The organism is Gordonia sp. LUNF6 (genome assembly GCF_047041125.1).
Classification (GTDB): domain Bacteria; phylum Actinomycetota; class Actinomycetes; order Mycobacteriales; family Mycobacteriaceae; genus Gordonia; species Gordonia sihwensis.
In genome coordinates this window covers 1964953-1991499 of the sequence record NZ_CP178181.1, presented here as the reverse complement: position 1 = coordinate 1991499, position 26547 = coordinate 1964953, and the positions used below count along the sequence as shown (strand labels likewise).

General features: G+C 68.7%; 21 protein-coding genes and 1 tRNA gene. 6 read left to right on the top strand and 16 right to left on the bottom strand.

Going from position 1 to position 26547, the window contains the following annotated elements; genetic code table 11:
- Positions 1-63 precede the first annotated feature (63 nt).
- Positions 64-3642, bottom strand: a complete 3579-nt coding sequence (gene metH, locus ACK8HH_RS09300; RefSeq protein WP_062367485.1) for a methionine synthase — start codon at positions 3640-3642, stop codon at positions 64-66.
- A gap of 51 nt (positions 3643-3693) precedes the next feature.
- On the opposite strand from metH, the gene ACK8HH_RS09295 reads away from it, so the two are divergent.
- Entirely contained in the window at positions 3694-4593 is a 900-nt protein-coding gene (locus tag ACK8HH_RS09295) for a PAC2 family protein (RefSeq protein WP_045539073.1), read from the top strand.
- 24 nt (positions 4594-4617) lie between these two features.
- Here ACK8HH_RS09295 and ACK8HH_RS09290 read toward each other — a convergent pair whose 3' ends face one another.
- The 6 genes from ACK8HH_RS09290 to ACK8HH_RS09265 are packed head-to-tail and all read right to left on the bottom strand — an operon-like array spanning position 4618 to position 9414.
- Positions 4618-4926 (bottom strand): hypothetical protein, encoded by a 309-nt coding sequence (locus tag ACK8HH_RS09290; protein ID WP_006894919.1) that lies wholly within the window; start codon positions 4924-4926, stop codon positions 4618-4620.
- 9 nt (positions 4927-4935) lie between these two features.
- A complete protein-coding gene (mshC, locus tag ACK8HH_RS09285) occupies positions 4936-6186 on the bottom strand; it encodes a cysteine--1-D-myo-inosityl 2-amino-2-deoxy-alpha-D-glucopyranoside ligase (RefSeq protein ID WP_278127331.1) in 1251 nt (416 codons plus the stop codon).
- A 51-nt stretch (positions 6187-6237) separates the two neighbouring features.
- Complete coding sequence (locus tag ACK8HH_RS09280; RefSeq protein ID WP_052692428.1) at positions 6238-7056, bottom strand: SCO1664 family protein; 819 nt, start codon at positions 7054-7056, stop codon at positions 6238-6240.
- Positions 7053-7817: a DUF3090 domain-containing protein gene (locus tag ACK8HH_RS09275; protein ID WP_045539078.1), complete on the bottom strand. Its 765-nt coding sequence runs from the start codon at positions 7815-7817 to the stop codon at positions 7053-7055. The genes ACK8HH_RS09280 and ACK8HH_RS09275 overlap by 4 nt, the downstream gene beginning before the upstream one ends.
- 37 nt (positions 7818-7854) lie before the next feature.
- The gene (locus ACK8HH_RS09270; RefSeq protein WP_006894915.1) at positions 7855-8529 is read right to left on the bottom strand and encodes an MSMEG_4193 family putative phosphomutase; all 675 of its coding nucleotides are present in this window, start codon (positions 8527-8529) and stop codon (positions 7855-7857) included.
- Positions 8530-8574: 45 nt separating this feature from the next.
- Positions 8575-9414, bottom strand: coding sequence for an undecaprenyl-diphosphate phosphatase (locus ACK8HH_RS09265; protein WP_412475705.1), 840 nt, complete (start codon positions 9412-9414; stop codon positions 8575-8577).
- Positions 9415-9471: 57 nt separating this feature from the next.
- Here ACK8HH_RS09265 and ACK8HH_RS09260 point away from each other — a divergent pair, with 57 nt between their 5' ends.
- Positions 9472-10512 (top strand): YncE family protein, encoded by a 1041-nt coding sequence (locus ACK8HH_RS09260; protein WP_412475704.1) that lies wholly within the window; start codon positions 9472-9474, stop codon positions 10510-10512.
- Positions 10513-10555: 43 nt separating this feature from the next.
- Positions 10556-11656: a quinone-dependent dihydroorotate dehydrogenase gene (locus tag ACK8HH_RS09255; protein WP_062367524.1), complete on the top strand. Its 1101-nt coding sequence runs from the start codon at positions 10556-10558 to the stop codon at positions 11654-11656.
- A gap of 18 nt (positions 11657-11674) precedes the next feature.
- Here ACK8HH_RS09255 and ACK8HH_RS09250 read toward each other — a convergent pair whose 3' ends face one another.
- Both ACK8HH_RS09250 and ACK8HH_RS09245 read right to left on the bottom strand, forming a co-directional pair.
- Positions 11675-12214: a YbhB/YbcL family Raf kinase inhibitor-like protein gene (locus ACK8HH_RS09250; RefSeq protein WP_006894911.1), complete on the bottom strand. Its 540-nt coding sequence runs from the start codon at positions 12212-12214 to the stop codon at positions 11675-11677.
- A 39-nt stretch (positions 12215-12253) separates the two neighbouring features.
- The gene (locus tag ACK8HH_RS09245) at positions 12254-13585 is read right to left on the bottom strand and encodes a M20/M25/M40 family metallo-hydrolase (RefSeq protein ID WP_006894910.1); all 1332 of its coding nucleotides are present in this window, start codon (positions 13583-13585) and stop codon (positions 12254-12256) included.
- Between the two features lie 92 nt (positions 13586-13677).
- Here ACK8HH_RS09245 and ACK8HH_RS09240 point away from each other — a divergent pair.
- Both ACK8HH_RS09240 and ACK8HH_RS09235 read left to right on the top strand, forming a co-directional pair.
- Positions 13678-13763: transfer RNA gene (locus ACK8HH_RS09240), tRNA-Leu, on the top strand.
- A 121-nt stretch (positions 13764-13884) separates the two neighbouring features.
- Entirely contained in the window at positions 13885-15240 is a 1356-nt protein-coding gene (locus ACK8HH_RS09235; protein ID WP_412475703.1) for a ClC family H(+)/Cl(-) exchange transporter, read from the top strand.
- Positions 15241-15300: 60 nt separating this feature from the next.
- Here the strand turns inward: ACK8HH_RS09235 and ACK8HH_RS09230 are convergent, their stop codons facing one another.
- From ACK8HH_RS09230 to ACK8HH_RS09200, 7 genes are all read right to left on the bottom strand, one after another.
- Entirely contained in the window at positions 15301-17904 is a 2604-nt protein-coding gene (locus ACK8HH_RS09230; protein ID WP_082084073.1) for an MFS transporter, read from the bottom strand.
- A gap of 104 nt (positions 17905-18008) precedes the next feature.
- Positions 18009-18821, bottom strand: coding sequence for a YceI family protein (locus ACK8HH_RS09225; RefSeq protein WP_045540426.1), 813 nt, complete (start codon positions 18819-18821; stop codon positions 18009-18011).
- 2 nt (positions 18822-18823) lie between these two features.
- Entirely contained in the window at positions 18824-19606 is a 783-nt protein-coding gene (locus tag ACK8HH_RS09220; protein WP_062367488.1) for a collagen binding domain-containing protein, read from the bottom strand.
- A 27-nt stretch (positions 19607-19633) separates the two neighbouring features.
- On the bottom strand, positions 19634-20143 hold the full coding sequence (locus ACK8HH_RS09215) for a MarR family winged helix-turn-helix transcriptional regulator (protein WP_231650322.1): 510 nt from the start codon (positions 20141-20143) through the stop codon (positions 19634-19636).
- 284 nt (positions 20144-20427) lie between these two features.
- On the bottom strand, positions 20428-21447 hold the full coding sequence (meaB, locus tag ACK8HH_RS09210; protein ID WP_045540132.1) for a methylmalonyl Co-A mutase-associated GTPase MeaB: 1020 nt from the start codon (positions 21445-21447) through the stop codon (positions 20428-20430).
- Positions 21444-23690, bottom strand: a complete 2247-nt coding sequence (scpA, locus tag ACK8HH_RS09205; protein ID WP_045540130.1) for a methylmalonyl-CoA mutase — start codon at positions 23688-23690, stop codon at positions 21444-21446. The genes meaB and scpA overlap by 4 nt, the downstream gene beginning before the upstream one ends.
- Complete coding sequence (locus ACK8HH_RS09200) at positions 23687-25591, bottom strand: methylmalonyl-CoA mutase family protein (protein WP_045540128.1); 1905 nt, start codon at positions 25589-25591, stop codon at positions 23687-23689. Before ACK8HH_RS09200 ends, scpA begins: the two co-directional genes overlap by 4 nt.
- 114 nt (positions 25592-25705) lie before the next feature.
- Between ACK8HH_RS09200 and ACK8HH_RS09195 the strand changes: the two genes are divergently transcribed.
- Positions 25706-26476 (top strand): TVP38/TMEM64 family protein, encoded by a 771-nt coding sequence (locus tag ACK8HH_RS09195; RefSeq protein WP_412475702.1) that lies wholly within the window; start codon positions 25706-25708, stop codon positions 26474-26476.
- The last annotated feature ends 71 nt before the right edge of the window (positions 26477-26547 follow it).

Below are 26547 nucleotides of genomic sequence, written 5' to 3'. Positions count from 1 at the left end.
CGCGGACCGCACGCCCGGGGCGGCCCCGCCGTCAGCGGGGACTCCCCTGGCGCGGCCCTCGGACTACGTGTTGAAGTACTTGGCCTCCGGGTGGTGCAGCACGAAGGCGTCGGTGGACTGCTCCGGATGCAGCTGCAGTTCCTCCGACAGCTCGACGCCGATGCGGCCCGGTTCCAGCAGATCGATCATCTTGGCGCGGTCTTCGAGGTTCGGGCAGGCACCGTAGCCGAAGCTGTAGCGCGCACCGCGGTACTCCAGGTCGAAGAAGCCCTGCGGGCGGTCGGGGTCCTCGTCGGCCATCACCCCGTCGGCGAAGGTCAGCTCGCTGCGCACCCGCTGATGCCAGTACTCGGCGAGCGCCTCGGTGAGCTGCACGCCGATGCCGTGCACCTCCAGATAGTCGCGGTATGCGTTCTCGGCGAACAGCTTGTTCGCGAAGTCGGCGATCGGGGTGCCCATCGTGACCAACTGGAAGGGCAGGACGTCGACCTTCCCGTCGGCGAGCGCCTGCTCCCTGGAACGGATGAAATCGGCGATGCACAGGAAGCGGGGGCGCTGCTGCCTCGGGAACTCGAAGCTGTGCCGGACGGGCGCGGAGGGGTCGGGCGACTCCAGCACGTGCACCGTGTCGCCCTCGCTGACGGCCGGGAAGAAGCCGTAGACGACGGCGGCGTGCTGCAGGATCCCCTCGGTCGCCAGACGGTCGATCCACTCGCGCAGGCGCGGCCGCCCCTCGGTCTCGACGAGTTCCTCGTAGTCGGGTCCCTCTTCGCCGCGGGTGCCGCGCAGTCCCCACTGTCCGAGGAACAGCGCGCGTTCGTCGAGCATCGCCAGGTAATCGGCGACCGGAATGCCCTTGACGATCCGCGTCCCCCAGAACGGCGGTGTCGGCACCTCGTTGTCGGCGGCCACATCCGACCGCGCCGGGACCTCGACCGGCGGTTCGGCGGCCTTGCGCTTCTCCGCGATCCGCTTGGACCGTTCGCGACGGGCCTTGCGCTCAGCGACCTTGGCCGCGGCGGCCTTGGCCTCCTCGCTGTCGGGATCGGGACCCTCTCCGCGTTTGATGGCCATGATCTCGTCCATCAGCGACAGCCCCTCGAAGGCGTCGCGCGCGTACCGGACATCACCCTCGTAGACGTCGGCGAGATCGCCCTCGACGTACGTGCGGGTCAGTGCCGCCCCGCCCAGCAGCACCGGGTAGTCGGCCTTGCCCTGGGAGTTCATCTCCTCCAGGTTCTCCTTCATCACCACCGTCGACTTGACCAGCAGTCCGGACATGCCGATGACGTCGGCCCGATTCTCCTCGGCCGCCGACAGGATGGTCGCGATGGGCTGCTTGATGCCGATGTTGACGACGTCGTACCCGTTGTTGCTCAAGATGATGTCGACGAGGTTCTTGCCGATGTCGTGGACGTCGCCCTTGACGGTGGCGAGCACGATCTTGCCCTTGCCGTCCTCGTCGGTCGCCTCCATGAACTGCTCGAGATGCGCCACCGACGACTTCATCACCTCGGCGGACTGGAGCACGAAGGGCAGCTGCATCTGGCCCGACCCGAACAGTTCGCCGACGGTCTTCATGCCCGACAGCAGAGTGTCGTTGATGATCGACAGCGGCGGAACGGTCTGTCGCGCTTCGTCGAGATCCTCGATCAGGCCGTTCTTGTCGCCGTCGACGATCCGCCGCTCCAACCGCTCGAACAGCGGCAGCGCCGCGAGTTCGGCGGCCCGCGACTCGCGCGCCGACGCCGCCGACACGCCCTCGAACAACTCCATCAGCTTCTGCAGCGGATCGTAATCGGTGCGGTTGTTGTAGACGAGGTCGAGGGCCGTCTGTCGCTGCTCGTCCGGGATCCGCGCCATCGGCAGGATCTTCGACGCGTGCACGATCGCCGTGTCCAATCCCGCCTTCACGCACTCGTGCAGGAACACCGAGTTCAGCACTTGACGCGCGGCGGGGTTGAGACCGAACGAGATGTTCGAGATGCCGAGCGTGAAGTGGACCTGCGGATGGGCCTCCTTGATGCGCCGGATGGCTTCGATGGTCTCGATGCCGTCGCGGCGCACCTCCTCCTGACCGGTCGAGATCGGGAAGGTGAGCGCATCGATGATGATGTCCTCCTCTTCGAGACCCCAGTTCTGGGTGAGGTCGGTGATCAGCCGCTCGGCGATGGCCACCTTGTGATCCGCGGTGCGTGCCTGCCCCTGCTCGTCGATCGTCAGCGCGACCACGGCGGCGCCGTGCTCCACGACGTGCGACATGATTCGGGTGAACCGCGAGTCGGGCCCGTCGCCGTCCTCGTAGTTCACCGAGTTGACCGCGCAACGGCCGCCGAGGTGCTCGAGGCCGGCGCGGATCACGTCGGGTTCGGTGGAGTCGATCATGATCGGCAGCGTCGACGCGGTCGCGAACCGGGAGGCGAGCTCGGTCATGTCGGCCGCCCCGTCGCGGCCGACGTAGTCGACGTTGAGGTCGAGCATGTGGGCGCCGTCGCGGGTCTGGTCCTTGGCGATCTCGAGACACTTCTCATAGTCGCCGCTGATCATCGCCTCGCGGAAGGCCTTCGAGCCGTTCGAGTTGGTCCGTTCGGCGATCACCAGGAAGCTCGCGTCCTGGTGGAACGGCACCGCGGTGTACAGCGACGAGGTCTCCGACTCGTGCTGGGGGTGGCGGGGGGCCGGGGTGACGTCCTTGACCGCCTCGGCCACCTGGCGGATGTGCTCGGGAGTGCTGCCGCAGCACCCACCGACGAACTGCAGACCGTAGTCGGCGACGAATCCCGACAGCGCGGACGCCATGTCCTCCGGGGTCAGCGGATACTCGGCGCCGTTCTTGCCGAGAACGGGCAGGCCGGCGTTCGGCATCACCGAGACCGGGATCCGCGCGTGCTTGGACAGGTACCGCAGATGTTCGCTCATCTCGGTCGGACCGGTGGCGCAGTTGAGTCCGACGACGTCGACGCCGAGCGGCTCGATCGCCGCCAGCGCTGCACCGATCTCCGAGCCGATCAGCATGGTGCCGGTGGTCTCGACGGTCACGTGGGTGATGATCGGCAGGTGGCGGCCGAACTGCTCCATCGCGCGGCGTGCCGCGACGACGGCGGCCTTGAGCTGCAGCAGATCCTGGCTGGTCTCGACGAGGATGGCGTCGGCACCGCCCTCCAACATGCCGAGCACGCATTCGACGTACGCGTCGCGGATGGCGCCGAAGGTGGTGTGCCCGAGGCTGGGAAGCTTGGTGCCCGGACCGATCGAGCCGAGCACGAACCGGTCGGTCCCGTCGGCCGACGGCCCGAACTCGTCGGCCACCCCGCGGGCGATCGACACCCCTTTGTAAGCGAGTTCCCGGATCCGGTCGGCGATGTCGTAGTCGCCCAGGTTCGACAGGTTGCAGCCGAAGGTGTTGGTCTCGACGGCGTCGGCGCCCGCCTCGAAGTAGGCGCGGTGGATACCTGCCAGCACGTCGGGACGAGTGTCGTTGAGGATCTCGTTGCAGCCCTCGAGCTGCCGGAAATCGTCGAGCGTCAGATCGGCGGCCTGGAGCATCGTTCCCATCGCCCCGTCACCGATCAGCACCCGACGCGACATCGCCTGGAGGAAAGTCGAGTCGTAGTTATCATGTGCGGTGGAGTGCGATGCCATACCTAGCAGGTTAGTTCGCGGCGAATCGACGGCCGTCGTAGGCTCGGTGGAATGAACTCCACACCGGACGGAAACGCAGCTGAGCAGGACGATTCGGCCGACCGCGCGGGACTGCCCATTTTACGCACGCCGATTTTAATTGCGGCGTTCTCCGGGTGGAACGACGGCGCCGACGCCGCCACCGCGGCGGTCGAACACCTGGCGCTGGAGTGGGACGCCACCTCCATCTGGGAGATCGAACCCGACGACTTCTACGACTACCAGTCCACACGTCCCACGATTCGGCAGCGCGGCGGCGTCACCCGGCACATCGAGTGGCCGGTGACGAGCATGTCGGTGTGCGTCCTGTCCGCGCACGACCGCGACGTGGTCCTCGTCCTCGGTCCCGAGCCGAACTACCGCTGGCGGTCGTTCTGCGCCCGCATCGTCGAACTCGCCGAGGCACTGGAGGTCGAGATGACCGTGATGCTCGGTGCCCTGCTGGCCGACACCCCGCACACTCGTCCGGTGCCGGTCTCGGGGACCGCCGAGACCAGCGACGCCGCCAAGCGGCTGGGTCTGGAGCTCAGCCGATACGAGGGACCCACCGGAATCACCGGCGTACTGTCGGACGCCTTCGTCCAAGCGGGCATCCCGTCGGTCTCCCTGTGGGCGGCCGTCCCCCACTACGTGGCGCACACCACCAACCCCAAGGCCACACTCGCGCTCCTGACGAACGTCGCGTCGGTGACCGGTCTCCCGATCCCGCTGGGCACGCTGCCGCACCGGGCCGAGGAATGGGAGCAGTCGATCAGCGAGATGACCTCGGACGACGAGGACATGGCCGCGTACGTCCATGAACTCGAGCAGGCCTCCGACGAGGATCTGGACGACACCATGCTCCGGATCGACGGTGAACAGCTGGCGGCGGAGTTCGAGAAGTACCTTCGTCGGCGGGACGACGAGGACTGACCGGCTCCCCCACGGCGAGAGTGATCAGCCGATGCGCTCGATCTCGACGACGGGCGTCGTCACCCGCCAGGTGCGCACCTCCGGGTCGTCGGCGGCGCGCACCCAGAACTGGGCGGGCTCCCCGACGCGGCAGATCTTGACGTCCAGCAGCGGGATGTCCTCCGAATCGCGCCGGAGTTCACTGACCTCCCACCGGTGATCGTCGGTGCGCCCGACGCCGGGTGCGCGCAGGAGGGTCATCTCCCCGAAATCGATGACGTAGGTGGAGGTACGCGTGACGACCGTCCACACACCCTCGGGACCGTCGATCGGGATCTGCTGAGCACGAGCCACGAGCGAACCTTAGCCGACCGGTGCGATGTCGACACCCAGCAGCGCATCGACGGCGTCGGCGACCAGCCGCGGCGCCGTGGTCGACGCACCGATTCCCAGGATCGCGTCGGCCGCCCACGCGTCCACGGCGGCCAGCGCCTTCGGGGTGTCGAGATCGTCGGCCAGATGCTGACGCAGTCGTGCGACGGTGTCGGCGGCGTCGGGCGCGGTCGCGAGCTTGGCCGCCCGGCGCCACGTCGCCAGTCGGCGCTCACCGTCGGCGAGGATGTCGTCGGTCCACATGCGGTCGGCACGGTAGTGCTGCGAGATCAGACCGAGTCGGACGGCTCCCGGATCGACGCCCGCCGCCCGCAGCTTCGACACGAGCACGAGGTTCCCCAGGCTCTTGGACATCTTCTCGCCGTCGAGTCCGATCATCCCGGTGTGGACGTAGTGACGGGCGAAGCGACGCTCACCGGTGAGCGCTTCGGCGTGGGCCGCCGAGAACTCGTGATGCGGGAAGATCAGATCGCTGCCGCCGCCCTGGATGTCGAAACCCATGCCCAGCCGTCGCAGCGCGATGGCCGAACACTCGATATGCCAGCCGGGACGGCCCGGGCCCATCGGCGACTCCCACGACGGCTCGCCGTCGCGCGCGGCGCGCCACAGCAGCGCATCGAGCCGATTGCGCTTGCCCGGACGGTCGGGGTCGCCGCCGCGCTCGGCGAAGAACGTCGCCATCGTCTGCGCGTCGTATCCGGACTCGTACCCGAACTGCGGTGTCGCGTCGACGCTGAAATAGACGTCCGGGAACTCCTCGTCGTCCACCACGTAGGCCGCGCCCCGCGCCAGCAGCTCGCCGACGGCGTCGACCACCTCGCCGATCGACTCCACGGCGCCGACGTAGTCGCGCGGCGCCAGGACTCGCAGCGCCTCCATGTCGGCGCGGAACAGATCGATCTCACGCGAGCCGAGGTCGCGCCAGTCCACACCGTCGCGTTCGGCGCGCTCGAACAGCGGGTCGTCGACGTCGGTGATGTTCTGCACGTAGTGCACGTCGTGCCCGCCGTCCCGGAGAATCCGGTTGATCAGGTCGAAGGTCACGTAGGTGGCGGCGTGGCCGAGATGAGTGGCGTCGTACGGGGTGATGCCGCAGACGTACATCGTCGCGACCTCACCCGGGCTGACCGGCTTCACCTGGGCGTCGGAGGTGTCGTAGAGACGCAGCGGGACAGCGGGCCCCGGCACGGACGGAATCTTGGGCGACGGCCACGAATGCATGCCGTCAACTGTATGTGCCCGCGGCCGGTGCCCGGCAGTCCGGGTACCCGGTCAGAAGGGCGGCCACGGGATCGCGCGGCTGTGGGGCGGCAGCGGCATCACGCCCACATCGGCGAGCGACTTCGCACGCCGCAGCAGCGCGGCGATCTCCTCCGGGGTGATCAGCGTCGACAGACGCACATGCAGCACGCTGTCCACGTCCTCGAGCACGCCGCTCAGACGCGCCAGGTCGGCACGCTCGCCGGGCGGCACCGGGGTGCCCGCCCATCCCCACAGGATGGTCCGAAGCTTGTTCTCGCTGTGCAGGCAGATCCCGTGATCGATGCCGTACAGCCGGCCGTCGCCGTCGGTCAGGATGTGCCCGCCCTTGCGATCGGCGTTGTTGAGGACGGCGTCGAGCACCGCGAGGCGGCGCAGCCTGTCCTCCACCGAATGAACGAGGATCACTTCATCGCCTCGGTGGTCGTAGGCGTTGAGGACCCCGCGATACCCCTCCGGCACCTCGCCGGCGGGCACCAGATCCACCGGGTCGAGACGGCCGTCGTCCGACGGCGGCTGCTCGATCCACCGCTGGACCATGCCCGCACCCAGATCGATGTCGGTCGGACCGTCCTCGCGCAGCACGGTCTCGGGTATCAGATCCCATCCGAGTGCGTCGCTGATGAGATAGGACGCCACTTCGCGGCCGGCGAGGGTCCCGTCCGGGAAGTCCCACAGCGGTTCCTCACCGCGTACGGGCTTGTACACGCAGCGCATGGCCGTCCGTCCGTCCGACACGGCGCAGGCCACCGTGAGGTTGCTGGCCGAGGCGATGCGGCCCAAAACGGTGAGCTCGCCGGTGGCCAGCAGCTCCAGGCAGTCGGCGTTCACCGGTGCGTGTCGTCCCCGCCCCAGTCGCCGTCGTCCGCGCCGTCACCACGCTCGTCGGTGCCGTCGTCGTCGCTGTCGTCATCAGTGTCGTCGTCCAGTACGGCGTCCTCGTCCTCGACGGTGAACGACGAGTCGAATCCGGGCACCAGCCGACTCAGACTCGCGAGCACCTCCGGGTCGACGAACTCGAGTGACCGGCTGAACTCGGCGTCGCGTTTGTAGCCGTTGCTGCGTGCGCAGATGTGCCCCGACGGATCCAGCGGCTGGTTGCACAGGGGACACAGCGGGCGGCCGGCCGCGATCACGCGCATAGAGCGGGCACTGAACTCGCGCGCCTCGTCGGCGGTCAGGAAGACGCGGACGGTGTCCGGTCCCTCCTCGGTGTCGTCGAGGATCACCGACTCGTCCAACGGCTGTTCGGTGACCGCGAGCAGTTCGATCACCACCGCGGCCGCATCGGCGTCCCAGCCCAGACCCATCGAACCGACCCGGAACTCGGAATCGATCGGGCTCTCGAGCGGCGAGACGTCGCCGACGTCCTCGGCCTCCGGTGGAATCGGCGTGCCGAAGCGCCGGCGCACCTCGTCGAGCAGATAGCTGAGGCGGTCGGCCAGGATCAGCACCTGCTGCTTCTCCAGTTCGACGCTCATCAACCGAGAGTCCTGCGACACCTGAATGTAGAAGGTGCGATCCCCCGGCTGACCGACGGTGCCCGCGACGAAACGCCGCGGACTCCGGAATTCGTGGATCGTACGAGCCATGACTCAACGGTACCCGGACGGCGAGCCGTGCTCCCGACTATGCTCCGGTGGACCCGCCCACCGTGGCGCCGGCGGCCATCGGCGGCCGCGGGAGCTCGAGCACCCCGTTGTTGTTGACGGTCTGCACGTAGGGCCGGGCAGCCGAGTAATGGATCACGCTGATCGAACCCGGATCCACCACGATCCGCTGGAACTGGTCCAGATGCATGCCGAGTGCATCGGCGAGCACCGCTTTGATCACGTCGCCGTGCGAGCAGGCCACCCACACGCCCTTCCCGTCGGGACCGCCGTGTACCCGGTCGAGTTCCCGGATCGCCCTGGTCGCGCGGCGCGACACGTCGAGCAGGCCCTCGCCGCCCGGGAACACCACCGCCGACGGCTGCTGCTGCACCACCTTCCACAGCGGCTCGCCGAGCAGTTCGGAGATCTTGCGATTGCTCCAGTCGCCGTAATCGACCTCTTCCAGATTCGGGTCGGTCAGGTGCGGCAGCTCCGGGCGCGCCGCCACGAGCGGTGCGACCGTCTCCGCGCATCGCTGCAACGGCGAGCGGACGACGGCGGTGAGGTCGCCGAGGACGCTGCCGAGCCTGACCGGGAGTTCACCGGCCTGCGTGCGTCCGTGACCGTCGAGCCCCACACCCGGCGTCCGACCCGCGAGAAGTCCCGACGTGTTGGCCGTGGAGCGTCCGTGCCGGACCAGGATCACCGTCATGTCACACAGGTTACTGCCGCACGTGAATCGGGCCCGTCGACGCGGTCACGCCGCGATCGCGCCCACCTGCAGCAGGACGATGACGAGCAGGCCGAGCGCCACGCGGTAGGTCGCGAACCACACCATCGAATGGTGCGAGACGAACTTGAGCAGCCATGCGATCGAGACGTAACCGAGCACGAAGGCGATGAGAGTGGCCACCGCGATCTGCGGGCCGCTCGCGGCCAGGCCCTCCCCCGCGGGTTCGAAGACGTCCTTGAGGCTGAACAGTCCGGAGGCGAGAACCGCCGGAATCGCGATCAGGAAGGAGAATCGGAACGCCGCCTCGCGTTCGAGGCCGACGAACAGACCCGCGCTCGCCGTCGCACCCGACCGCGAGACTCCTGGGATCAGCGCCAGACACTGCGCCGCGCCCATCACGAGGGCATCGCGCCGGGTGATCTTCTCCAGGGGCCGCTCGCGCGTTCCGACGTACTCGGCGGCGAGGAAGACGAAGGAGAACAGGATCAGCATGATCGCCACCAGCCAGAGGTTCCGGCCTGCGGTGCGGATCTGGTCCTTGAAGACGAATCCGAGCACGCCGATCGGGATGGTGGCGAGAATCACGTACCAGCCCAGCCGGTAGTCCAGACCGCGCCTCGTCCGGTCCCGCAGTCCCGCGAACCACGCACCGACGATCCGCCAGATGTCCTTGGCGAAGAAGATGAGAACCGCGAGTTCGGTGCCGAGCTGGGTGACCGCGGTGAACGAGGCACCGGCGTCGTCACCGAACCAGATCTCCGAGATGATGCGCAGATGGGCCGAGGACGAGATCGGCAGGAACTCCGTCAGGCCCTGGACCGCTCCGAGGACGATCGCCTGGAGCCATGTCATGGTCTCAGTCACGGGGGCTGATGCTACCCATCGAACGGGTCACACATCGGCATCGCGCAAGATGGTGTCATGCGCGCGCGAACCCGACTCACCGCCCTGCTCGTGGCCGTGGCCACGGCCTCCGCCCTCACCGCCTGCGGTCAGTCCGACGACGGCTCCGCACAGAATGTGCCGACTGTCACACCCGCGACACCTGCCGAATCCCCGGCCGACGCCGCCCGCCCGGCGGGCGCGGTCGTCGCCGCGGACGCCGCACGCGCCGTGGTGGCCGGGCACGGTCAGCAGTCGCGGGTCGCGCTGCTGTCGAACGACGGACGAACCGTGCAGATCTTCACCGATCCGGGCGCCCCGGGTGCGCCCGCGCCGACCTCGGTTCCGGTGCCCGGTCTCGCCGCGCTCACCGCCTCCGGCGACGGTTTCGTCGGTGCCGGAGAGAGCGGGATCGTCCGCATCGATCCCGCCGGCTCGGTGACTGTGACGAAGACGGATCTGCCCGGCGCACTGTCGGTGGCGACCACTGAGGACGGCCGGACGCTGGTCGGCACCGACCGCGGCCACGTGCTGGTGCTCGACCGCGACGGACAACAGCAGCGCGACATCGGCGGCTTCGTCCGCGTCGACGACATCACCGTGGCACCTGCGACCGCCGGCGATCGTGCCGGGCAGGTCGTGGTCCTCGATCGGGCGCAGTCGGCGGTCACCCCGGTCGACATCGACTCGGGGGAACTCAAGGCGGCGCTGCGCGCCGGCGACGGGGCGACCACCTCCATCGTCGATCGATACGGCCGGGTGCTGGTGGCCGGTACCCGCAACAACGAGGTGTACGCGTTCTACGGGCAGCCGATCGTGATGCGCATGCGGGCTCCGGTCGCCGACAGCCCGTACGCGCTGGCCTTCGACAACCGTCGCAACCTGCTGTGGGTCTCCAGCACTGCCACCAATGAGATCGCCGCCTATGACGTCTCCACCGGAGAGGTCATCGAGAAGCACCGGTTCGCGAGCGTCCCGCAGGTCACCTCGATGGACGTCGACCCGGTCAGTGGTTCACTTCTGGCGGCCTCGGGCCGCGACGGCTCACTCCAGGTGATCGCGGCCGATGCGGTCCGGTGACCGCCCCGTACCCGACCTCGCACTCACGACGAAGGCTCTCACGATGCTCAGCACACTGAACCGGATCCTCTACCCGCTGGTCTTGAAGGTCATGTTCCTGCTCGACCCCGAGCGGATCCACGCGATCACCGCTCAGGTGATCCGCCGCTGCGGCTACGCGCCGGGAGTGCGATCGCTGATGGCGAAGCTCTTCGCCACCGATGACCCGATTCTCCGCAACGAGGTCTTCGGGGTCTCGTTCCCCGCACCGATCGGACTGGCCGCCGGCTTCGACAAGAACGCGTCGAGCGTCAACGCGTGGGGGCAGATGGGCTTCGGATTCGCCGAGATCGGCACCATCACCGGTCAGGCGCAGCCGGGCAACCCCGCTCCCCGTCTGTTCCGGCTGCCCGCAGATCGGGCGCTGATCAACCGGATGGGCTTCAACAATCCCGGTGCGGACACCGCGGCCCGCGCGCTGGCTCAGCCCCGGCCCGGACCGGTCCGGGTCCCGATCGGCGCGAACATCGGCAAGACCAAGGTGGTTCCGGTCGAGGATGCCGTCGACGACTACCGGCACAGCGCCCGGACACTCGGGCCCCTGGCGGACTTCGTGGTCGTGAACGTCAGCTCGCCGAACACTCCTGGACTGCGCGACCTGCAGGCCGTCGACTCGCTGCGGCCGATCCTCGCGACGGTCCTGGACGTGGTCGACAAGCCGGTGCTGGTGAAGATCGCACCCGATCTGTCGGACGAGGACGTCGACGCCGTCGCCGACCTCGCCGTCGAGCTGGGCGTCGCCGGCATCGTCGCCACCAACACGACCATCCGGCGCGATTCCCTTGTGACTCCGCAGGCCGAGGTCGAGGCCTGCGGCGCGGGCGGACTCTCCGGACCGCCGGTCGCCGACCGGTCGCTGGAGGTGTTGCGCCGCCTGTACCGACGAGTGGGCGGCCGGGTGGCGCTGGTCAGCGTCGGCGGGATCGAGACCGTCGACCAGGCGTGGGAACGCATCTGCGCCGGCGCCGACCTGCTTCAGATGTACACCGGATTCATCTACGGCGGACCGGTCCGCCTCCGGGAACTGCACGAGGGCATCGCTGCGCGGCTGCGCGCGGGCGGCTACTCCTCGATCCGCGAAGCCGTCGGCTCCGCGGCGCAGTGAGCCGCCCGGCGGCGCGCCCTACTCGGCGGGCTGTTCGAAGACGCCGGTGAGGATCCCGCGCGCGATCGCGCGCGAGTAGAGGTTGAAGCCGAGGAAGGCCGGAGTCGCCTCGGCGGGCAGTTCCAACGATTCGGTGTCGACGGCGTGCACGGCGAACATGTAGCGGTGCGGACCGTGACCGGGAGGCGGACCGGCACCGATGAACTGCTTGAGGCTCGCATCGTTGTTGAGCGTCACGGCACCGGCGGGCAGATCCGCCGACCCCGGCGACCCGGCGCCCGTCGGCAGCGAGGTCACCGACGCCGGGATGTCGGCGACGGCCCAGTGCCAGAAGCCGGAAGCCGTGGGAGCGTCCGGATCGAAACACGTCACGACGAAGCTCTTGGTCTCGGCGGGGAAACCCGACCAGCTCAGCTGCGGGGAGACGTCGTCTCCGCCCGCGCCGAAGATCCCCGAGACCTGCGGCGTCGGGAGGGTCTGGCCCTCGGCGAAGTCGCTCGATGTCACCGTGATCGCCGGCAACTGGGGTAACGCGTCATACGGGTCGTATGTCGTCACTATCGCATCCTTTCGACTGTCCGCACCCGGCCGTTGTCGTCAGCAGTTGCGGAGAAAATGCTCGAAAACCTTGGTACCGAACACGATCGAGTCTACGGGCACGCGTTCGTCGACGCCGTGAAAGAGCGCGGCGAAATCGAGTTCGGGAGGCAGCCGAAGCGGAGCGAAGCCGAAGCACCGGATCCCGAGCTTCGCGAAGGCCTTCGCGTCGGTGCCGCCCGAGAGCATGTACGGCACCGTCCGGCCGTCCTCGTCGTGCGCGAGGATCGCATCGTTCATCGCGTCGACGAGATCGCCGTCGAACCGCGTCTCGTAGGGATCCAGGTGGGTGATCCACTCGCGCTTCACCTTGGGGCCGATCAACTCGTCGATCGTGCGCTCGAACTCGGCCTGCCTGCCGGGCAGCACGCGGCAGTCCACGACGGCCTCGGCGTGCTGGGGAATGACGTTCGCCTTGTAGCCGGCCGACAGCATCGTCGGGTTCGCGGTGTCCCGGAGGGTGGCGCCGATGATGCGGGCGATGTTCCCGATCTTGAACAGGGCGGACTCCAGATCCGGCGTCTCGGGACTGAAATCGAGGCCGGTCTCCTCCGACAGTGCCTCCAGGAACTCCCGGACCGACTCGGTCATCACCAGCGGGAAGCGGTGCGCGCCGATGCGGGCCACCGCGGTCGCGATCTCCGTGACCGCGTTCTCGGCGGCGAGGAACGAACCGTGGCCTGCCTGCGCGTCGCAGGTGAGCCGCATCCACGACAGTCCCTTCTCGGCCGTCTCCACGAGATACAGACGCCGCACACCTCCGTCCGGGCGGTCGACGGTGAGGGAGAACCCGCCGACCTCCCCGACGGCCTCGGTGATGCCCTCGAAGAGATCGGGGCGGTTCTGCACCAGCCAGTGCGATCCCCACGTGCCACCGGCCTCCTCGTCGGCCAGGAAGGCGAAGACGATGTCGCGCGGCGGAACGGTGCCCTCACGTTTGAACTGGCGCGCCAGTGCGAGCGCCATGCCGGCCATGTCCTTCATGTCGACCGCGCCTCGGCCCCAGACGTAGCCGTCGCGGACGGCGCCGGAGAACGGGTGGACGCTCCAGTCCTCCGCCTCCGCGGGCACCACGTCGAGATGCACGTGGATCAGCAGCGCACCGCGGTCCGGATCGGCGCCCGGCAACCGCGCGAACACGTTCCCGCGTCCGGGCATGCCCGACTCCACGTATTCGGTGGCGTAGCCGACCTCCTCGAGCCGCGCCGCCACCCATCTGGCGCACTCCGCCTCCCCCTTGGTGGTCTCCGGCTGTCCGGTATTCGACGTGTCGAATCGGATCAGCGCACTCACCAGATCGACAACTTCATCGGTCGCTCGCAAGCCTGTCACCTCTTCATTCGTAGGCGATTTGGGATACGGGGGCAACCGTGGTTATTGTTATCCCGCGCAAAGCGGTGCGGAGCGCACGAACAACAGAACAAGTCCGAGTGGCGGAATGGCAGACGCGCTAGCTTGAGGTGCTAGTGTCCTATTAACGGACGTGGGGGTTCAAGTCCCCCCTCGGACACACTTCTCCGGCGGCGGCGACATCGATCGAATCGATGTCGCCGTCGTCGTTTTCGACATCGACGGTGGTCGCGTCCGCTGCAGTTCGGCGCGACCGCGAGCGGCCGGACGACGATACAGTCATGTGCGTGGACACGGACCCGGCGAGCAAGACGGAAGACTCCGATTTTCCCGGCACCCGCGTTCTGGTGCTTCTCACGTGTGTCGCCCTCGTCGCCGGCGCGCTGACCGGGCTGGTCGGCGGAGCCTTCCGCTGGACTCTCTCGTGGGCCGAGGAGCGTCGCGCCGATCTGGTCGACTGGGCCGGTGATCACGGACTCGGCGGCGCGCTGATCGTCATCGCCGTGGCAGCGGCCTCCGCGGCCGCCGCGGTGGCGATCGTGCGACGGATCCCCCTCGCCGCGGGCAGCGGCATCCAGCAGGTGGAGGCCGTCGAGGACGATGAAGCGCCCGCCGCGCCGTGGTCGGTGATCCCCGCCCGGTTCGCCGGCGGCGTGCTCAGCATGGGCTTCGCGGGAATGGTGCTGGGCCGCGAGGGCCCCACCGTGCACATGGGCGCGGCGATCGGCGCGGCCGCCGCACGCCTGATCCGTGCGACGTCGGACGAGATCCGGGTGATGCAGACCGCCACCGCCGGCGCCGGACTCGCCGTGGCCTTCAACGCCCCGATCGGCGGTGCACTCTTCGCCTTCGAGGAGGTCGCCAAGAAGATCCGGCTGCGCTACGCGGTGTGGACGCTCACCGCGGTGGCGGCTGCCGTCGCCTGCAGCCGGCTGATCCTCGGCGACGCTCCCGACTTCCGGGCGGGCGGGATCGACAATCCGTCCCCGGACCGTCTTTGGGTCTTCCTCGTCTTCGGTGTCGTCGTCGGCGCCCTCGGAGTGGTCTACAGTCGGCTGCTGCTCTTGTTCGTGGATCTCGCCGCGCGCATCAGAGTGCCAGCGGTGGTTCTCGGCGCCCTCGTCGGCGCGGGCATCGGCATCCTGGCGATCACCGTGCCCTCGGCGGTCGGTGGCGGCGACGACCTCGCCCAACGTCTGCTCGACGCCCAGCGGACGGCATTCTGGATGATCCTCGCGATCATCGCCATGCGGTTCGTGACCGGACCGGTCTCCTACGGCACCGGAGCGCCCGGCGGTCTCTTCGCCCCGATGCTCGCACTGGGAGCGCTGACGGGAGCCGGCTTCGGCCGGATCCTCGAAGCGCTGTACGCGCCCTTCGGCGATCTGACGCCTGCGCTGGTGGTGGTCGGAATGAGCACCTTGTTCGCGGCGGTGGTCCGCGTACCCCTCACCGCGATCGTCCTGGTGATGGAGATGACCGCGGTGACGGCACTGACGGTGCCCATGGCGGTGGCGGTGACCGCCGGTGTCGCGACCGCCTCGCTGGCCGGGTCGAAGCCGGTCTACGACGCACTGCGCGAACGATACCTGCGCGACATCGGCGTCTCGGGCGTCGCCGTACGCCCGCACGACTGACAGCGGCGCGGACGCCACCGAAGATCGGTGACGCCCGCGCGCGTGCCGGGTCTGCCGCGGTCAGCCCTGTCTGCTGCCGACCCCGGTTCCGAGCGTGATGTCGAGCGTGTTGTCGCCGTCGGCGGTCACCGTGGTCTGCACCGCGCGCGGCTCGTACATGCTCGCGACGACGGTGAACCTGTCGTCGGTGAGACCCTCGATGCGGTAGCGCCCGTCGGCGTCGGTCCGGGCCGTGGCGACGATGGTCCGATCCGAGCCGATCGCCGACACGGTCGCTCCGGCAAGCGGGGTGCCGTCCGCGGCGCGCACGTACCCCTGGACGCCGCCGATGGCGTCGAGCACGATGTCGATCGCCACGGCGTCTCCGGCGGTCACCAACTCGCTGCTCGCCTGGTAGCCGGGCGCCGAGGCGGTCACCGCCACGGTGTCGCCGTCGGTGAGTCCGCCGATCGAGAACTCGCCGTCCGAGCCGGCCTGCGCGGTGGCCAGCACCGAACCGGTCTGATCGGTCACGACCAGCCGTGCGGGCAGCGGGCGCTGCGCGTCGCGGACGCGCCCGGTCAGCACGGCTGCGCCCGAGAGCGAGAAGTCCCGGCGCAGTCCCACGTCCCCGACAGTCGACACACCGACGGCCTTGGGGCCGCGTCCCGGCGCGGTGGCGATGACCGTGTACGCCCCGCTCTCCAGCCCGCCGACTCGGTACGAACCGTCCTCGGCGACGGTCGCGCCGCCGGCCTGCCGTCCTTCGCTGTCGGTGACCGTGATGGCCGCCCCGGCGAGCGGCGCACCGTCCGGACCGGTCACGGTTCCGGACAGCTGAGCGCCCGACGGGGAAGCGAAGCTCTCCGACGGCGTCTCGGCGACGAGGGCGACCGGCGATCCGACACCGGCGTCTCCGGCGACCGCGGCGATCTCGGCGCCGACCGTCTCATGGCTCGCCGTCAGCGGCTTCCGGGCGCCGGTGAACACCGACGCGATCGCACCGAGCACGCAGCAGATCAGGGCGAAGGTGAACGCGGCGGTGAGACCGTCCGCGAACGGATCGCTGATCAGGTGCGGGAAGAAGTCCAGTCCGGTCAGATGCTCGACGCTGGCCTGCGGCAGTCCGTTCAGCGCCTGGCCGCCGACCTGCTGGATCGGGTTGTAGCCGAGGAACGCGGCGAACAAGATGCCCACGGTCGGCAGACCGGCGATGGCCTGCGCGGGTTGCGCGGGCATGCCGTTGGCGGTGAGACCGTCGAACATCGCCGACGGCAGCGTGCTCGAGAGACCCGCGATCATCAGCGAGAAGAACAGACCGATCGACAGGACCATCGCCGCGTTCTGGAAGGTCGTCATCATCCCGGCACCGGAGCCACGCGAGGTGACCGGCAGGCTGTTCATCACTTCGGCACGGTTCGGGGAGGCGAACAGGCCCATGCCGATGCCGTTGACCACGAGGATCACGGCGAACACCCAGTAGTCGAAGTCGACGGGGATGGCGATGAGGGCCGCGAAGGTGCCCGCGGTGATCAGCAGACCGAGGGTGGTGAACCACTTGGTGCCCAGCTTGTCCGAGAGCGCGCCCGACACCGGCGCGGAGACCAGGAAGCCCACGGTCATCGGAACCATGTAGATGCCCGCCCACAGCGGCGTCTGCGAGTAGTCGTAGCCGTGCTGCGGCAGCCAGATGCCCTGCAGCCAGATGATGAGGATGAACTGCAGACCGCCGCGCCCGATGGACGCCATCAGGTTCGCGATGTTGCCGAAGGTGAACGACCGGTTGCGGAACAGCGACAGTTCGAACAGCGGGCTGTCGACGTGCATCTCGATGAACACGAAGACCGCGAGGACGAAGGCCCCGCCGACCAGTGCGGCGAGCACCCAGGGGTTGCTCCAGCCCATGTCCGATGAGCCGTACGGCTGGATGCCGTAGGTGATGCCGACGAGGATCGCGATCAAGCCGACGGCGAAGGTGAGGTTGCCCCACCAGTCCATCTTGGCCTTGCGGCGCTCGCCGGTGTCCCGCAGCTTCAGGTAGGCCCAAATGGTGCCCACGACGCCGAACGGAACGGAGACGAGGAAGATGTAGTGCCACTGGATCGGGGCCAGCACGCCGCCGATCAGGAGGCCGAGGAACGAGCCGGCGATCGCCGCGACACCGTTGATGCCCATCGCCAGACCGCGCTGGTTGGCCGGGAAGGCGTCGGTGAGGATGGCCGATGAGTTGGCCATCAGGAAGGCGCCGCCGACACCCTGGATGACGCGCCAGAAGATCAGCCAGATGGCGGCCTGCGACCCGTCGAACCAGGTGATCGCCAGGAAGATGGACGAGACGGTGAACACCGCGAAGCCCATATTGTACATGCGCGCTCGGCCGAACATGTCGCCGAGCCGGCCGAAGCTCACCACCAGGACCGCGGTGACGACGAGGAAACCCATCATCATCCACAGCAGGTAGCTGGTGTTCTGGGGTTCGAGGGGATTGAGGTTGATGCCCTTGAAGATGTCGGGCAGGGCGATCAGCACGATGGAACTGTTGATCGTGGCGATCAACATGCCCAGGGTGGTGTTGGAGAGCGCGATCCACTTGTAGTTGGGACCGAGTTCTTCGAGGGTCTGCTGGCGGGCACCGCCGGCCGGGCCTGTGCCGCCGGCGGTGTCTGCAACTGTTTTGGTCGACATGCGAACCTTTCAGGACTAATGCGGTGAATCAGTGCTTGCGTTGAATCAGTGCTTGCGACGGTTACGCCGAAGATCGGGTGGGCCGTGCGCCGCGGAGGCGTCGATCACGTCTCCGGCGAGCGGACGGCCTGGATGTCGAGCCGGACGCGAGCGGTGTTGCCGATCTGCGCGGCTCCGCTGACGAGTTTGTCGTCGAAGCTGATCCCGAAGTCACGGCGCCGAAGGGTCGCCGTGGCTTGGAAGCCGGCGCGGACGCCGCCCCACGGGTCCTCGGTCTGCCCGAGGAAGATCAGCTCGAGCGAGACCGGGACGGCGGTGTCACGCAGGGTCAGCGTTCCCTCGAGCGTCCAGGTCTCGTCGGACGCCGGGCGCACCCGCTCGGCGTGGAAGAGGGTCGTCGGGTAGCGCTCGGCGTCGAAGAACGCATTCGATCGCAGCACCTCGTCGCGCATCCGGTTGTCGGTGTCGATGCTGGCGGTCGAGATCTCCGCCGTCACCGACGACTGCTCCGGATCGTCGCCGACGACGATGGTGCCCGTGAACTCGGTGAAACGGCCGCGGACGGTCGCGATCCCGAGGTGACGGACGCTGATGTCGATGGTCGAATGCGAGCCGTCGATCTCCCAGCGGCCGGCCTCGGGGGTCGGCGATCCGCCGACCCGGGCGAGAGTGACCTCGCCCAGACCGACCGCGCCGGGACCGGACACGACGGCGGTGCGAGCGGCCGGCTGGAAGCCGTCCGCGGCGGCGACCACGGTGTACATCCCCGCGGCCAGGTCGTCGACGCGAATGTGTCCGTCGCCGTCGGACCTGACGATCGCCGCCTGCTGTCCCTCCTGCGACATGACGGTCACCACGGCGGTGTCGATGCCGCGGCCCGCCGGAGTCGCCACGCGTGCTGTGAGCTGTGCGGTCATGGTCACCGCCCCTGCACGCCGAGGACGAACTCGTGATTGACGAATCGTCCGGCCCGGACGTCGACGGTCGCGGCCACCGGCGCGTAACCGTTGGCCAGCACCGTGTAGTCGCCGGGGGTGAGATCGGTGAAGCTGTAGCGCCCGTCCTCGTCGCTGAACACACTGGCCGCCATGGAGCCGTCGGCGGCCAGCAGCGACACCTGGCTGTGGCCGATCACTCCCCCGTGCGCGTCGGTGACCAGACCGGACAGAGCGACGGCGGAGCGCATCTCGACGACCACCGGCTGCGAGGATCCCGCGGTGTGAGCGACGGTTCTGGCAGTCGCCTCGAACCCTGGCGCGTTCACCACCAGCGTGTATCCGCCCTCGGCCACGCCGCGCAGTTCCCATCGGCCGTCGGCGCCGGCGACCGCCGTCGCGACCACGTGCCCGGACGGGGCGGTCGCGGTCACCACCGCGCCGGCGATCGGTGCGCCGTCGGCGGCGCGGACGAGACCGCCGAGCGCGGAATGGGCGGACAGCACGATCTGCGTCTGGATCGGGGCACCGGCCATCATCGCCGTCACCGCCGCCGGTTCGTGCCCGGTCGCCGACGCGGCGAGCACGTACTGGCCGTCGGCCGCGACGTGGGCGGTGAACGACCCGTCGTGCCGCGCTGACGCGACAGCGACCTGACTCCCCTGCTGGTCGATCACCGTGACGGTGGCATCCGGGACGGATCCGCCGCGCTCGTCTCGGACGGCGCCGCGAATCAGCCGAGAATGTCCATCGACTGCATTCCGCACAGAGTTCCTCCCTCGTTTCTCAGGCAGTCAACGATCGGCCGGGTGCGCGGACGGCTGGGCCGCACCGGCTGTGACCAGCTCACACATCGTGTCGGCGAACAGTGCGATCGACCGGACCACCGATTCCCGTTCGCACTCCGGCAGCCGATTCAGGGCGGTCTCGTACAACGAGATCCGCTCCGAGTTGGCGTCCCGGACGTATGCCTGCCCGGCCGGCGTCAGATCGAGCATGCTGACTCGACCGTCGTGCGGGTCGGGTGTACGCGACACCAGGCCCGCGCTCTCCAGCGAGGCGATGCTCTTCGACATCGACGCCGTGGTCACCTTCTCCCGCTCCGCGAGATCGGTGGGCCGCACCGGGGCGAGCTCGGCGATGGCCCACAGGGTGGCCGCCTGCGACGATGTCAGCTGCTGCTGACCGACACCGCGCCGCACGGCGCGGGTCAAGCGGATCACCGAGAGCGACATCAGCGCACCGTCGGCGATCCGGTGCTCACCGGCCTCACGGTCCGCGCCGTTGTCCGTCACTGTTCGCACGCTCCGACATTTAGATAGTTGACTGCAGTTAAGTAATACTCAGCCAGACTAGACCCGGAAGAGGTCTGTTCAAAAAGTTCAGCGCATGTGAGATCCGCAACAAAGGCTTGCGTGATCGGGCGATTCGGACGCACGTGACATCTCGGCGCCCGCCGTCGTCTAAGCGCAAGCTCAGAGACTTAAGTTGCCAGAGATCAAGCATTCAGGCTTGAACAGCGATGAGGGCGGTCTAACAATGAGGGAGTCTCACCTGAGGATAGGGTGCGACCGACGCGCGGCGCGGGTCAGAAACCCGCGGCCCCCGCGATCCGCTCGGCTCCGAGAGTCGGAGTCAGCGTGCCCGAGAGCACTCCGGCCTCCACTTCGCGCCGTACCGCACGGACGGCCGGGTCCTCCTCGAGGCGATTGAGCATCGCCTCGCGCACCATGCTCCACATCCAGTCCACCTGCTGTTGCGCTCGGCGCCTCTCGAACTGTCCGGCGGCCGAAAGCGTCTCCCGGTGCCGCAGGATCGCCTCCCAGTACTCGTGAACGCCGGTGTTCTCCAGCGCGCTCATCGTCAGCACCGGCGGATGCCACAACACGTCGTGGGGATAGATCAGCCCCAGCGCATTGCGCAGTTCGCGGGCGGCGCCCCGCGCCTCGTTGATGTGTTTGCCGTCGGCCTTGTTGACGACCACGATCTCAGCGAGTTCGAGGACACCCTTCTTGATGCCCTGCAGCGAATCGCCCGTTCGCGCCAGAGTGAGGAAGGTGAACACGTCGACCATGTTCGCGACGCTCACCTCCGACTGCCCCACCCCGACCGTCTCGACGAGCACGACGTCATAGCCCGCCGCCTCGACGAGCACGATCGTCTCGCGCGTCGCCTTCGTCACGCCGCCGAGGGTCCCCGAACTCGGGGACGGGCGGATGTAGGCCTCCTCCGCCGCGGACAGCCGGCCCATCCGGGTCTTGTCACCGAGGATCGAACCGCCGGTGCGGGTGGACGAGGGGTCTACCGCCAGCACGGCGACCCGATGCCCCAACTCGATGAGATGCATGCCGAGGGCCTCGATGGTCGTCGACTTGCCGACACCGGGCACGCCCGTGATTCCCACGCGGAACGACTTGCCCGCGTGCGGCGTCAGGTTCAGCAGGAGTTGCTGTGCCGCCGCCCGGTGATCCGGCCGGGCCGATTCGACGAGCGTGATGGCGCGCGCCAATTGGGCTCGGTTTCCCGACAGGACGCCCTCGGTCAGCGCGTCGACGTCGATCCGGCGGCCCGCCGGGCGGTCGGCCCGGCGGGACTGCGCGTCGCTCATTCCGCTGCTGCAGCCAGTTCCAGGCCCAGCTGATCGGCCAGCTTCCGGATCAGATCCACCGCGCTGTCGGCGATGACCGTTCCCGGCGGGAAGATCGCCGCGGCCCCGGCCCGGTACAGCTCGTCGAAATCGCCCGGGGGAATGACGCCGCCGACGACGATCATGATGTCGTCACGGCCGACGTCGGCCAGTGCCTTCTTCAGCGCAGGCACCAGCGTGAGGTGGCCGGCCGCCAGGGACGAGACACCGACGACGTGCACGTCGTTGTCCGCGGCCTGGGCGGCGACCTCCTCCGGAGTGGCGAACAGCGGGCCCACGTCGACGTCGAAGCCGAGGTCGGCGAAGGCGGTGGCGATCACCTTCTGTCCGCGATCGTGGCCGTCCTGGCCCATCTTCGCGACCAGCACGCGGGGGCGTCGGCCCTCGGCCTCGGCGAAGGCGTCGACGACGGCCATCGCCTCATCGATGTTGCTCACGGATTCACCTGCCTCGTTGCGGTACACGCCGCTGATGGTCCGGATCTCCGCCTGGTGACGGCCGAAGACCTTCTCCATCGCATCGGAGATCTCGCCGCCGGTGGCCCCGTGGCGAGCGGCGTCGATGGCCAGCGCCATCAGGTTGTTGTCGAGGTCGCTGCCGCCGGGCTCGGCGGCCGCGCGCGTCAGGTTCGCCAGCGCCGCCTCCACGGCCGACGAGTCCCGCTCGGCGCGCAGCTTCTCGAGCTTGGCGAGCTGTTCGGCCCGTACCTTGGAGTTGTCGACCTTGAGGACCTCGATCTCCTCGTCCTCGTCGACGCGGTACTTGTTGACGCCGACGAGGGGCTGCTGCCCGGAGTCGATGCGCGCCTGCGTGCGTGCGGCGGCCTCCTCGATGCGCAGCTTCGGCAGACCCTCGTTGATGGCCTGCGTCATACCGCCGGCCTCTTCCACCTCGGCGATGTGTGCGCGCGCCTTCTCCGCCAGCTGGTGCGTGAGCCACTCGACGTAGTTGGAGCCGGCCCACGGGTCGATGGGCCGCGTGGTGCCCGACTCCTGCTGGAGCAGCAGCTGGGTGTTGCGGGCGATCCGTGCCGAGAAGTCGGTCGGCAACGCGATGGCCTCGTCGAGCGCGTTGGTGTGCAGCGACTGGGTGTGCCCCTGAGTCGCCGCCATCGCCTCGACACAGGTGCGTGCGACGTTGTTGAACACGTCCTGCGCGGTCAGCGACCAGCCGGAGGTCTGCGAGTGGGTACGCAGAGACAGGCTCTTGGCGTTGCGCGGCTCGAACTTCGCCACCAGCTCACTCCAGAGCAGGCGGGCGGCGCGGAGCTTGGCGACCTCCATGAAGAAGTTCATCCCGATGCCCCAGAAGAACGACAGCCGCGGAGCGAACTTGTCGATGTCCAGGCCCGCTTCCAGTCCCGCCCGGATGTACTCCACACCGTCGGCGAGGGTGTACGCGAGCTCCAGGTCGGCGGTCGCGCCGGCCTCCTGGATGTGATAGCCGGAGATGGAGATGGAGTTGAACTTCGGCATCTTGGCGCTGGTGTACGCGAAGATGTCCGAGATGATCCGCATCGAGGGCGTCGGCGGATAGATGTAGGTGTTGCGGACCATGAACTCTTTCAGAATGTCGTTCTGAATGGTTCCGGCCAGCTTCTCCGGCGGCACGCCTTGCTCTTCGGCGGCCACCACGTACAGCGCGAGGATCGGCAGCACGGCGCCGTTCATCGTCATCGACACCGACACATTGCCGAGGTCGATGCCGTCGAAGAGCTGGCGCATGTCGAGAATGGAGTCGATCGCCACGCCGGCCATGCCGACGTCACCGGCCACCCGGGGGTGGTCCGAATCGTATCCGCGGTGGGTCGCCAGGTCGAAGGCCACCGACAGACCCTTCTGGCCGGCGGCGAGATTGCGCCGGTAGAAGGCGTTCGACTCGGCGGCGGTCGAGAATCCCGCGTACTGGCGGATGGTCCACGGCTGGTTGACGTACATCGTCGGGTACGGGCCGCGGATGAAGGGCGCCGCACCCGGGATCGAATCGAGCGGGTAGCCGCCGTCCTCGGCGGCCGCGTCGCGGTCCGCGCGGGTGAACACCGGCTGCACGTCGATCTGCTCGGGCGTGCTCCAGGTGACCTGATCGGCCGTGTAGCCGTTGGCACGGGCGAGCGCCTCGGTCTGCGCCGCACCCGAACCCGCGGGCTCAACGGCGCGGTCGCCGGTCAGCGCGACATCGGCGAAGTTCGGAACTGTGTTGCTCATGCGGATACGCTCCCGCCGTCGGTCAGGTGGTCGAGAAGTTCGGTGAGGGTCGCGACCGCGTCGATGCCCACTCGCAGCGAGCCGTCACACCGGTCGGCGGCCTCCGGCCACTCACGATCGGGTCCGGCCAGCAACACGCGGTCGATTCCCGCCGCACGCGCCGCGGCCAGAGCCGCGGGACCGTCGCTCGCGTATCGCTTGGCCGTGCCGCACAGAACGGCGACCGTGGCGGCGTTCTCCGCAGCGAGGCCGGCGATCTGGTCGGGTTCGATCGGACCCGGATTGACTGCCGAGATCCCGCCGGCTGCAAGCAGATTCGCGACGAAAGTGGTGCGGCCGTTGTGCTCGGCGACACTTCCGAGCGGAAGCAGCAGGACGCTCGGGCGCGTCCGCTCCGCGTCGGCCCGGTCGCGGAGCGCCTCGAACTGTCGCGCCACGCGAGCGAGCTTCGGCGTCGCCGTCGCGAGGTCGACGGTCTGCGCCGTGCCCGCCGGGCGGGCGGCCTCGTCCAGGTTCGGAAACTCGCTGACACCGGTGAGCGGCGCTGCGCGGTGCGCGACTCGCAGGTCGCGTGCTGCGAGGGACTCGGCGATCTGCTCGCCGATCCACCCGTCCGACAGGGCAGTCTGGTACCCGCCCCGGCGTTCGACCTCCGTGAAGACGTCCCATGCCGACGCGGCGAGATCGGCGGTGAGCGACTCGACGTACCACGAGCCACCCGCCGGATCGAGAACACGGCCGAGGTTCGACTCCTCGAGCAGAAGCAGCTGGGTGTTGCGGGCGATCCGGTGGGAGAAGGACGCGCTGGAGGACCGTTCGCCCGCCGGAAGCGCGGCGTCGTAGCCGAGGACGGTCACCTGGTCGGCGCCGCCGACGCCGGCACCGAACGCCGCGACGGTGGATCGCAGCATGTTGACCCACGGGTCGCGCTGCGTCAGCATCGCCAGGTCGGTCACCGCGTGGGTCACGGCGGCACCGGCGTCCGGTTCGCCGAGCACGTCGGCCACCCGAGCCCACACGGTGCGCAGTGCCCGCAACTTGGCGATGCCGGCGAACTGGTCGTCGTCGACCGAGACCCCGAAGCTGATCTGTCCGAGCGCCTCGGCCCGGCTGCGGCCGGCCGCGACAAGGTCGCGGACATGTGCCACGGCCGCGGCCACCGAGAGCCCGAGTTCCTGCGGGTTGTTCGCTCCCGCCTGACTGAAGTCGGTGCCGTCGACCCGGAAGGCGCGTACTCCTTCCGGAGCGTCGGCGGCCAGCGCGGTCGCGGCGTCGACGTCGACGGTGGCCCGTTCGGAGAACTGCGCCGTGTACGGCGACAGCCCCAGGCTCTGCACGTTCGCGATCGTGGAGGGCGCGGCCTGCGGCGCCACGGGTGCCGCGACGCGAGCTTCCAGATACGCCCGAGCCGCCTCGATCCCCTCGGCGCCGGCGTCCAGGGTCACCGGCATCAGGTCGAGGTACACGCCGCGCAGTGCCGTGGCGATCCCGTCGGCGCCGATGCCGCCGTCCACCTTGAGCCACAGCCCGCTGGTCCCATTGCCCGCGGCGTCGAGAATCTGCTCGTTGACTTCCTCGGCGCTGCCGCCCTCGTCGCCGAAACGCTCGGTCACCCGCCAGCCGACGTTGACGTCTCGCACCGGATCGGCGCCGCGCACGAACGGGAACTGTCCGGGCAGTCCCGACTCGGCGACCTCGTCCTTCCGGGTGTAGAGCGGGCGGACCACGGTGCCGTCGCCCGTCGTGGTGGACAGCAGGGCCTCCGCGGTGTCGGGGAGTTCATCCGCCGAGACCTTGCGTGCCTTCGCCAGCACACCGGCGGCCGCTTCGGACCATTCGTCGTACGCCTGCCGCAGCGCGTCGGCGCCGCGCGGCGCCGCGGGGTCGTCACTTGCCGTCATCGGCTCGCCTACCTCCAAAGCTCGACCATCTGAAGTTTCGTCGTAGGGAACGATAACCGATCAAACGCTCGGGCGAACCTGGGGGATGTGATCTGACCCGTAAACTACTCCCTCGTGCGCATCAATTCACCGCGGTCCGCCGCTCCGGTCGAACAGCCGGTGTCCCTCGATGGCACGACCGCCGAGGCGCGCCGGGACCGGCCGGCCCGCAGGCGGACGGATGTCACCCGGACAGCGCTGATCCGCGGCGGGATCGTGATGGCCGCGGTGGTGGCGATACTGGTCGCCGCGTACTTCATCCCACTGCCGTCGATAGCGACCGCGCGCGCCTGGTCCGAATCGCTCGGGCCGTGGTTTCCGGCGCTGTTCTTCCTCGCCTACGCGGTGGTCCCGATCGGTCCGGTTCCCCGGACGGCGTTCACCGTCACGGCGGGTGTGCTGTTCGCGCCGGCTCTCGCCTTCGCCGGAGCGACGGTGTCGTCGACGATCGCCGCCGTCGCCGCCTTCCTGCTCGCGCGGCGGCTGGGACGGGAACGGATCCGCCCGTACCTGCGCCATCCGGTGATCGCCACCGTGGAGTATCGCCTCGAGCGCCGCGGCTGGCTGGCGGTCGGGTCTCTGCGCCTGATCGCGGTGTGTCCTTTCTCACTGATCAACTACCTCTCGGGGCTGTCGAGCATCCGACTCCTCCCCTACACGGCCGCGACCGTGATCGGGATGACTCCGGGCAACGCGGCCCTGATCTTCCTCGGCAATGCACTGACCGGCGAAGGCAGCCCGATCAGCCTGGTCTTCTCCGCGGTGCTGTTCTCCATCGGTGTCATCGGGTTGATCGTCGACACCCGCATGCCCGTCAACGGGTCACAATCAAGCAAAAACACTTGATTATCCCAGTTTCAAGCCTTTATGCTTGATGGATTCGTCGCGCGCCCATGCCAAGCGGACTCACTCGGGAG

Excerpts from the sequence above, each read along its gene's own strand:
- mshC (WP_278127331.1), bottom strand. The coding sequence starts at position 6,186 with ATGCATTCGTGGCCGTCGCCCAAGATTCCGTCCGTGCCGGGGCCCGCT.
- ACK8HH_RS09295 (WP_045539073.1), top strand. The coding sequence starts at position 3,694 with ATGAACTCCACACCGGACGGAAACGCAGCTGAGCAGGACGATTCGGCC.
- ACK8HH_RS09270 (WP_006894915.1), bottom strand. The coding sequence starts at position 8,529 with ATGACGGTGATCCTGGTCCGGCACGGACGCTCCACGGCCAACACGTCG.
- meaB (WP_045540132.1), bottom strand. The coding sequence starts at position 21,447 with ATGAGCGACGCGCAGTCCCGCCGGGCCGACCGCCCGGCGGGCCGCCGG.
- scpA (WP_045540130.1), bottom strand. The coding sequence starts at position 23,690 with ATGAGCAACACAGTTCCGAACTTCGCCGATGTCGCGCTGACCGGCGAC.
- ACK8HH_RS09200 (WP_045540128.1), bottom strand. The coding sequence starts at position 25,591 with ATGACGGCAAGTGACGACCCCGCGGCGCCGCGCGGCGCCGACGCGCTG.
- ACK8HH_RS09225 (WP_045540426.1), bottom strand. The coding sequence starts at position 18,821 with ATGACCGCACAGCTCACAGCACGCGTGGCGACTCCGGCGGGCCGCGGC.
- ACK8HH_RS09235 (WP_412475703.1), top strand. The coding sequence starts at position 13,885 with ATGTGCGTGGACACGGACCCGGCGAGCAAGACGGAAGACTCCGATTTT.
- ACK8HH_RS09260 (WP_412475704.1), top strand. The coding sequence starts at position 9,472 with ATGCGCGCGCGAACCCGACTCACCGCCCTGCTCGTGGCCGTGGCCACG.
- ACK8HH_RS09275 (WP_045539078.1), bottom strand. The coding sequence starts at position 7,817 with ATGGCTCGTACGATCCACGAATTCCGGAGTCCGCGGCGTTTCGTCGCG.
- ACK8HH_RS09230 (WP_082084073.1), bottom strand. The coding sequence starts at position 17,904 with ATGTCGACCAAAACAGTTGCAGACACCGCCGGCGGCACAGGCCCGGCC.
- metH (WP_062367485.1), bottom strand. The coding sequence starts at position 3,642 with ATGGCATCGCACTCCACCGCACATGATAACTACGACTCGACTTTCCTC.
- ACK8HH_RS09255 (WP_062367524.1), top strand. The coding sequence starts at position 10,556 with ATGCTCAGCACACTGAACCGGATCCTCTACCCGCTGGTCTTGAAGGTC.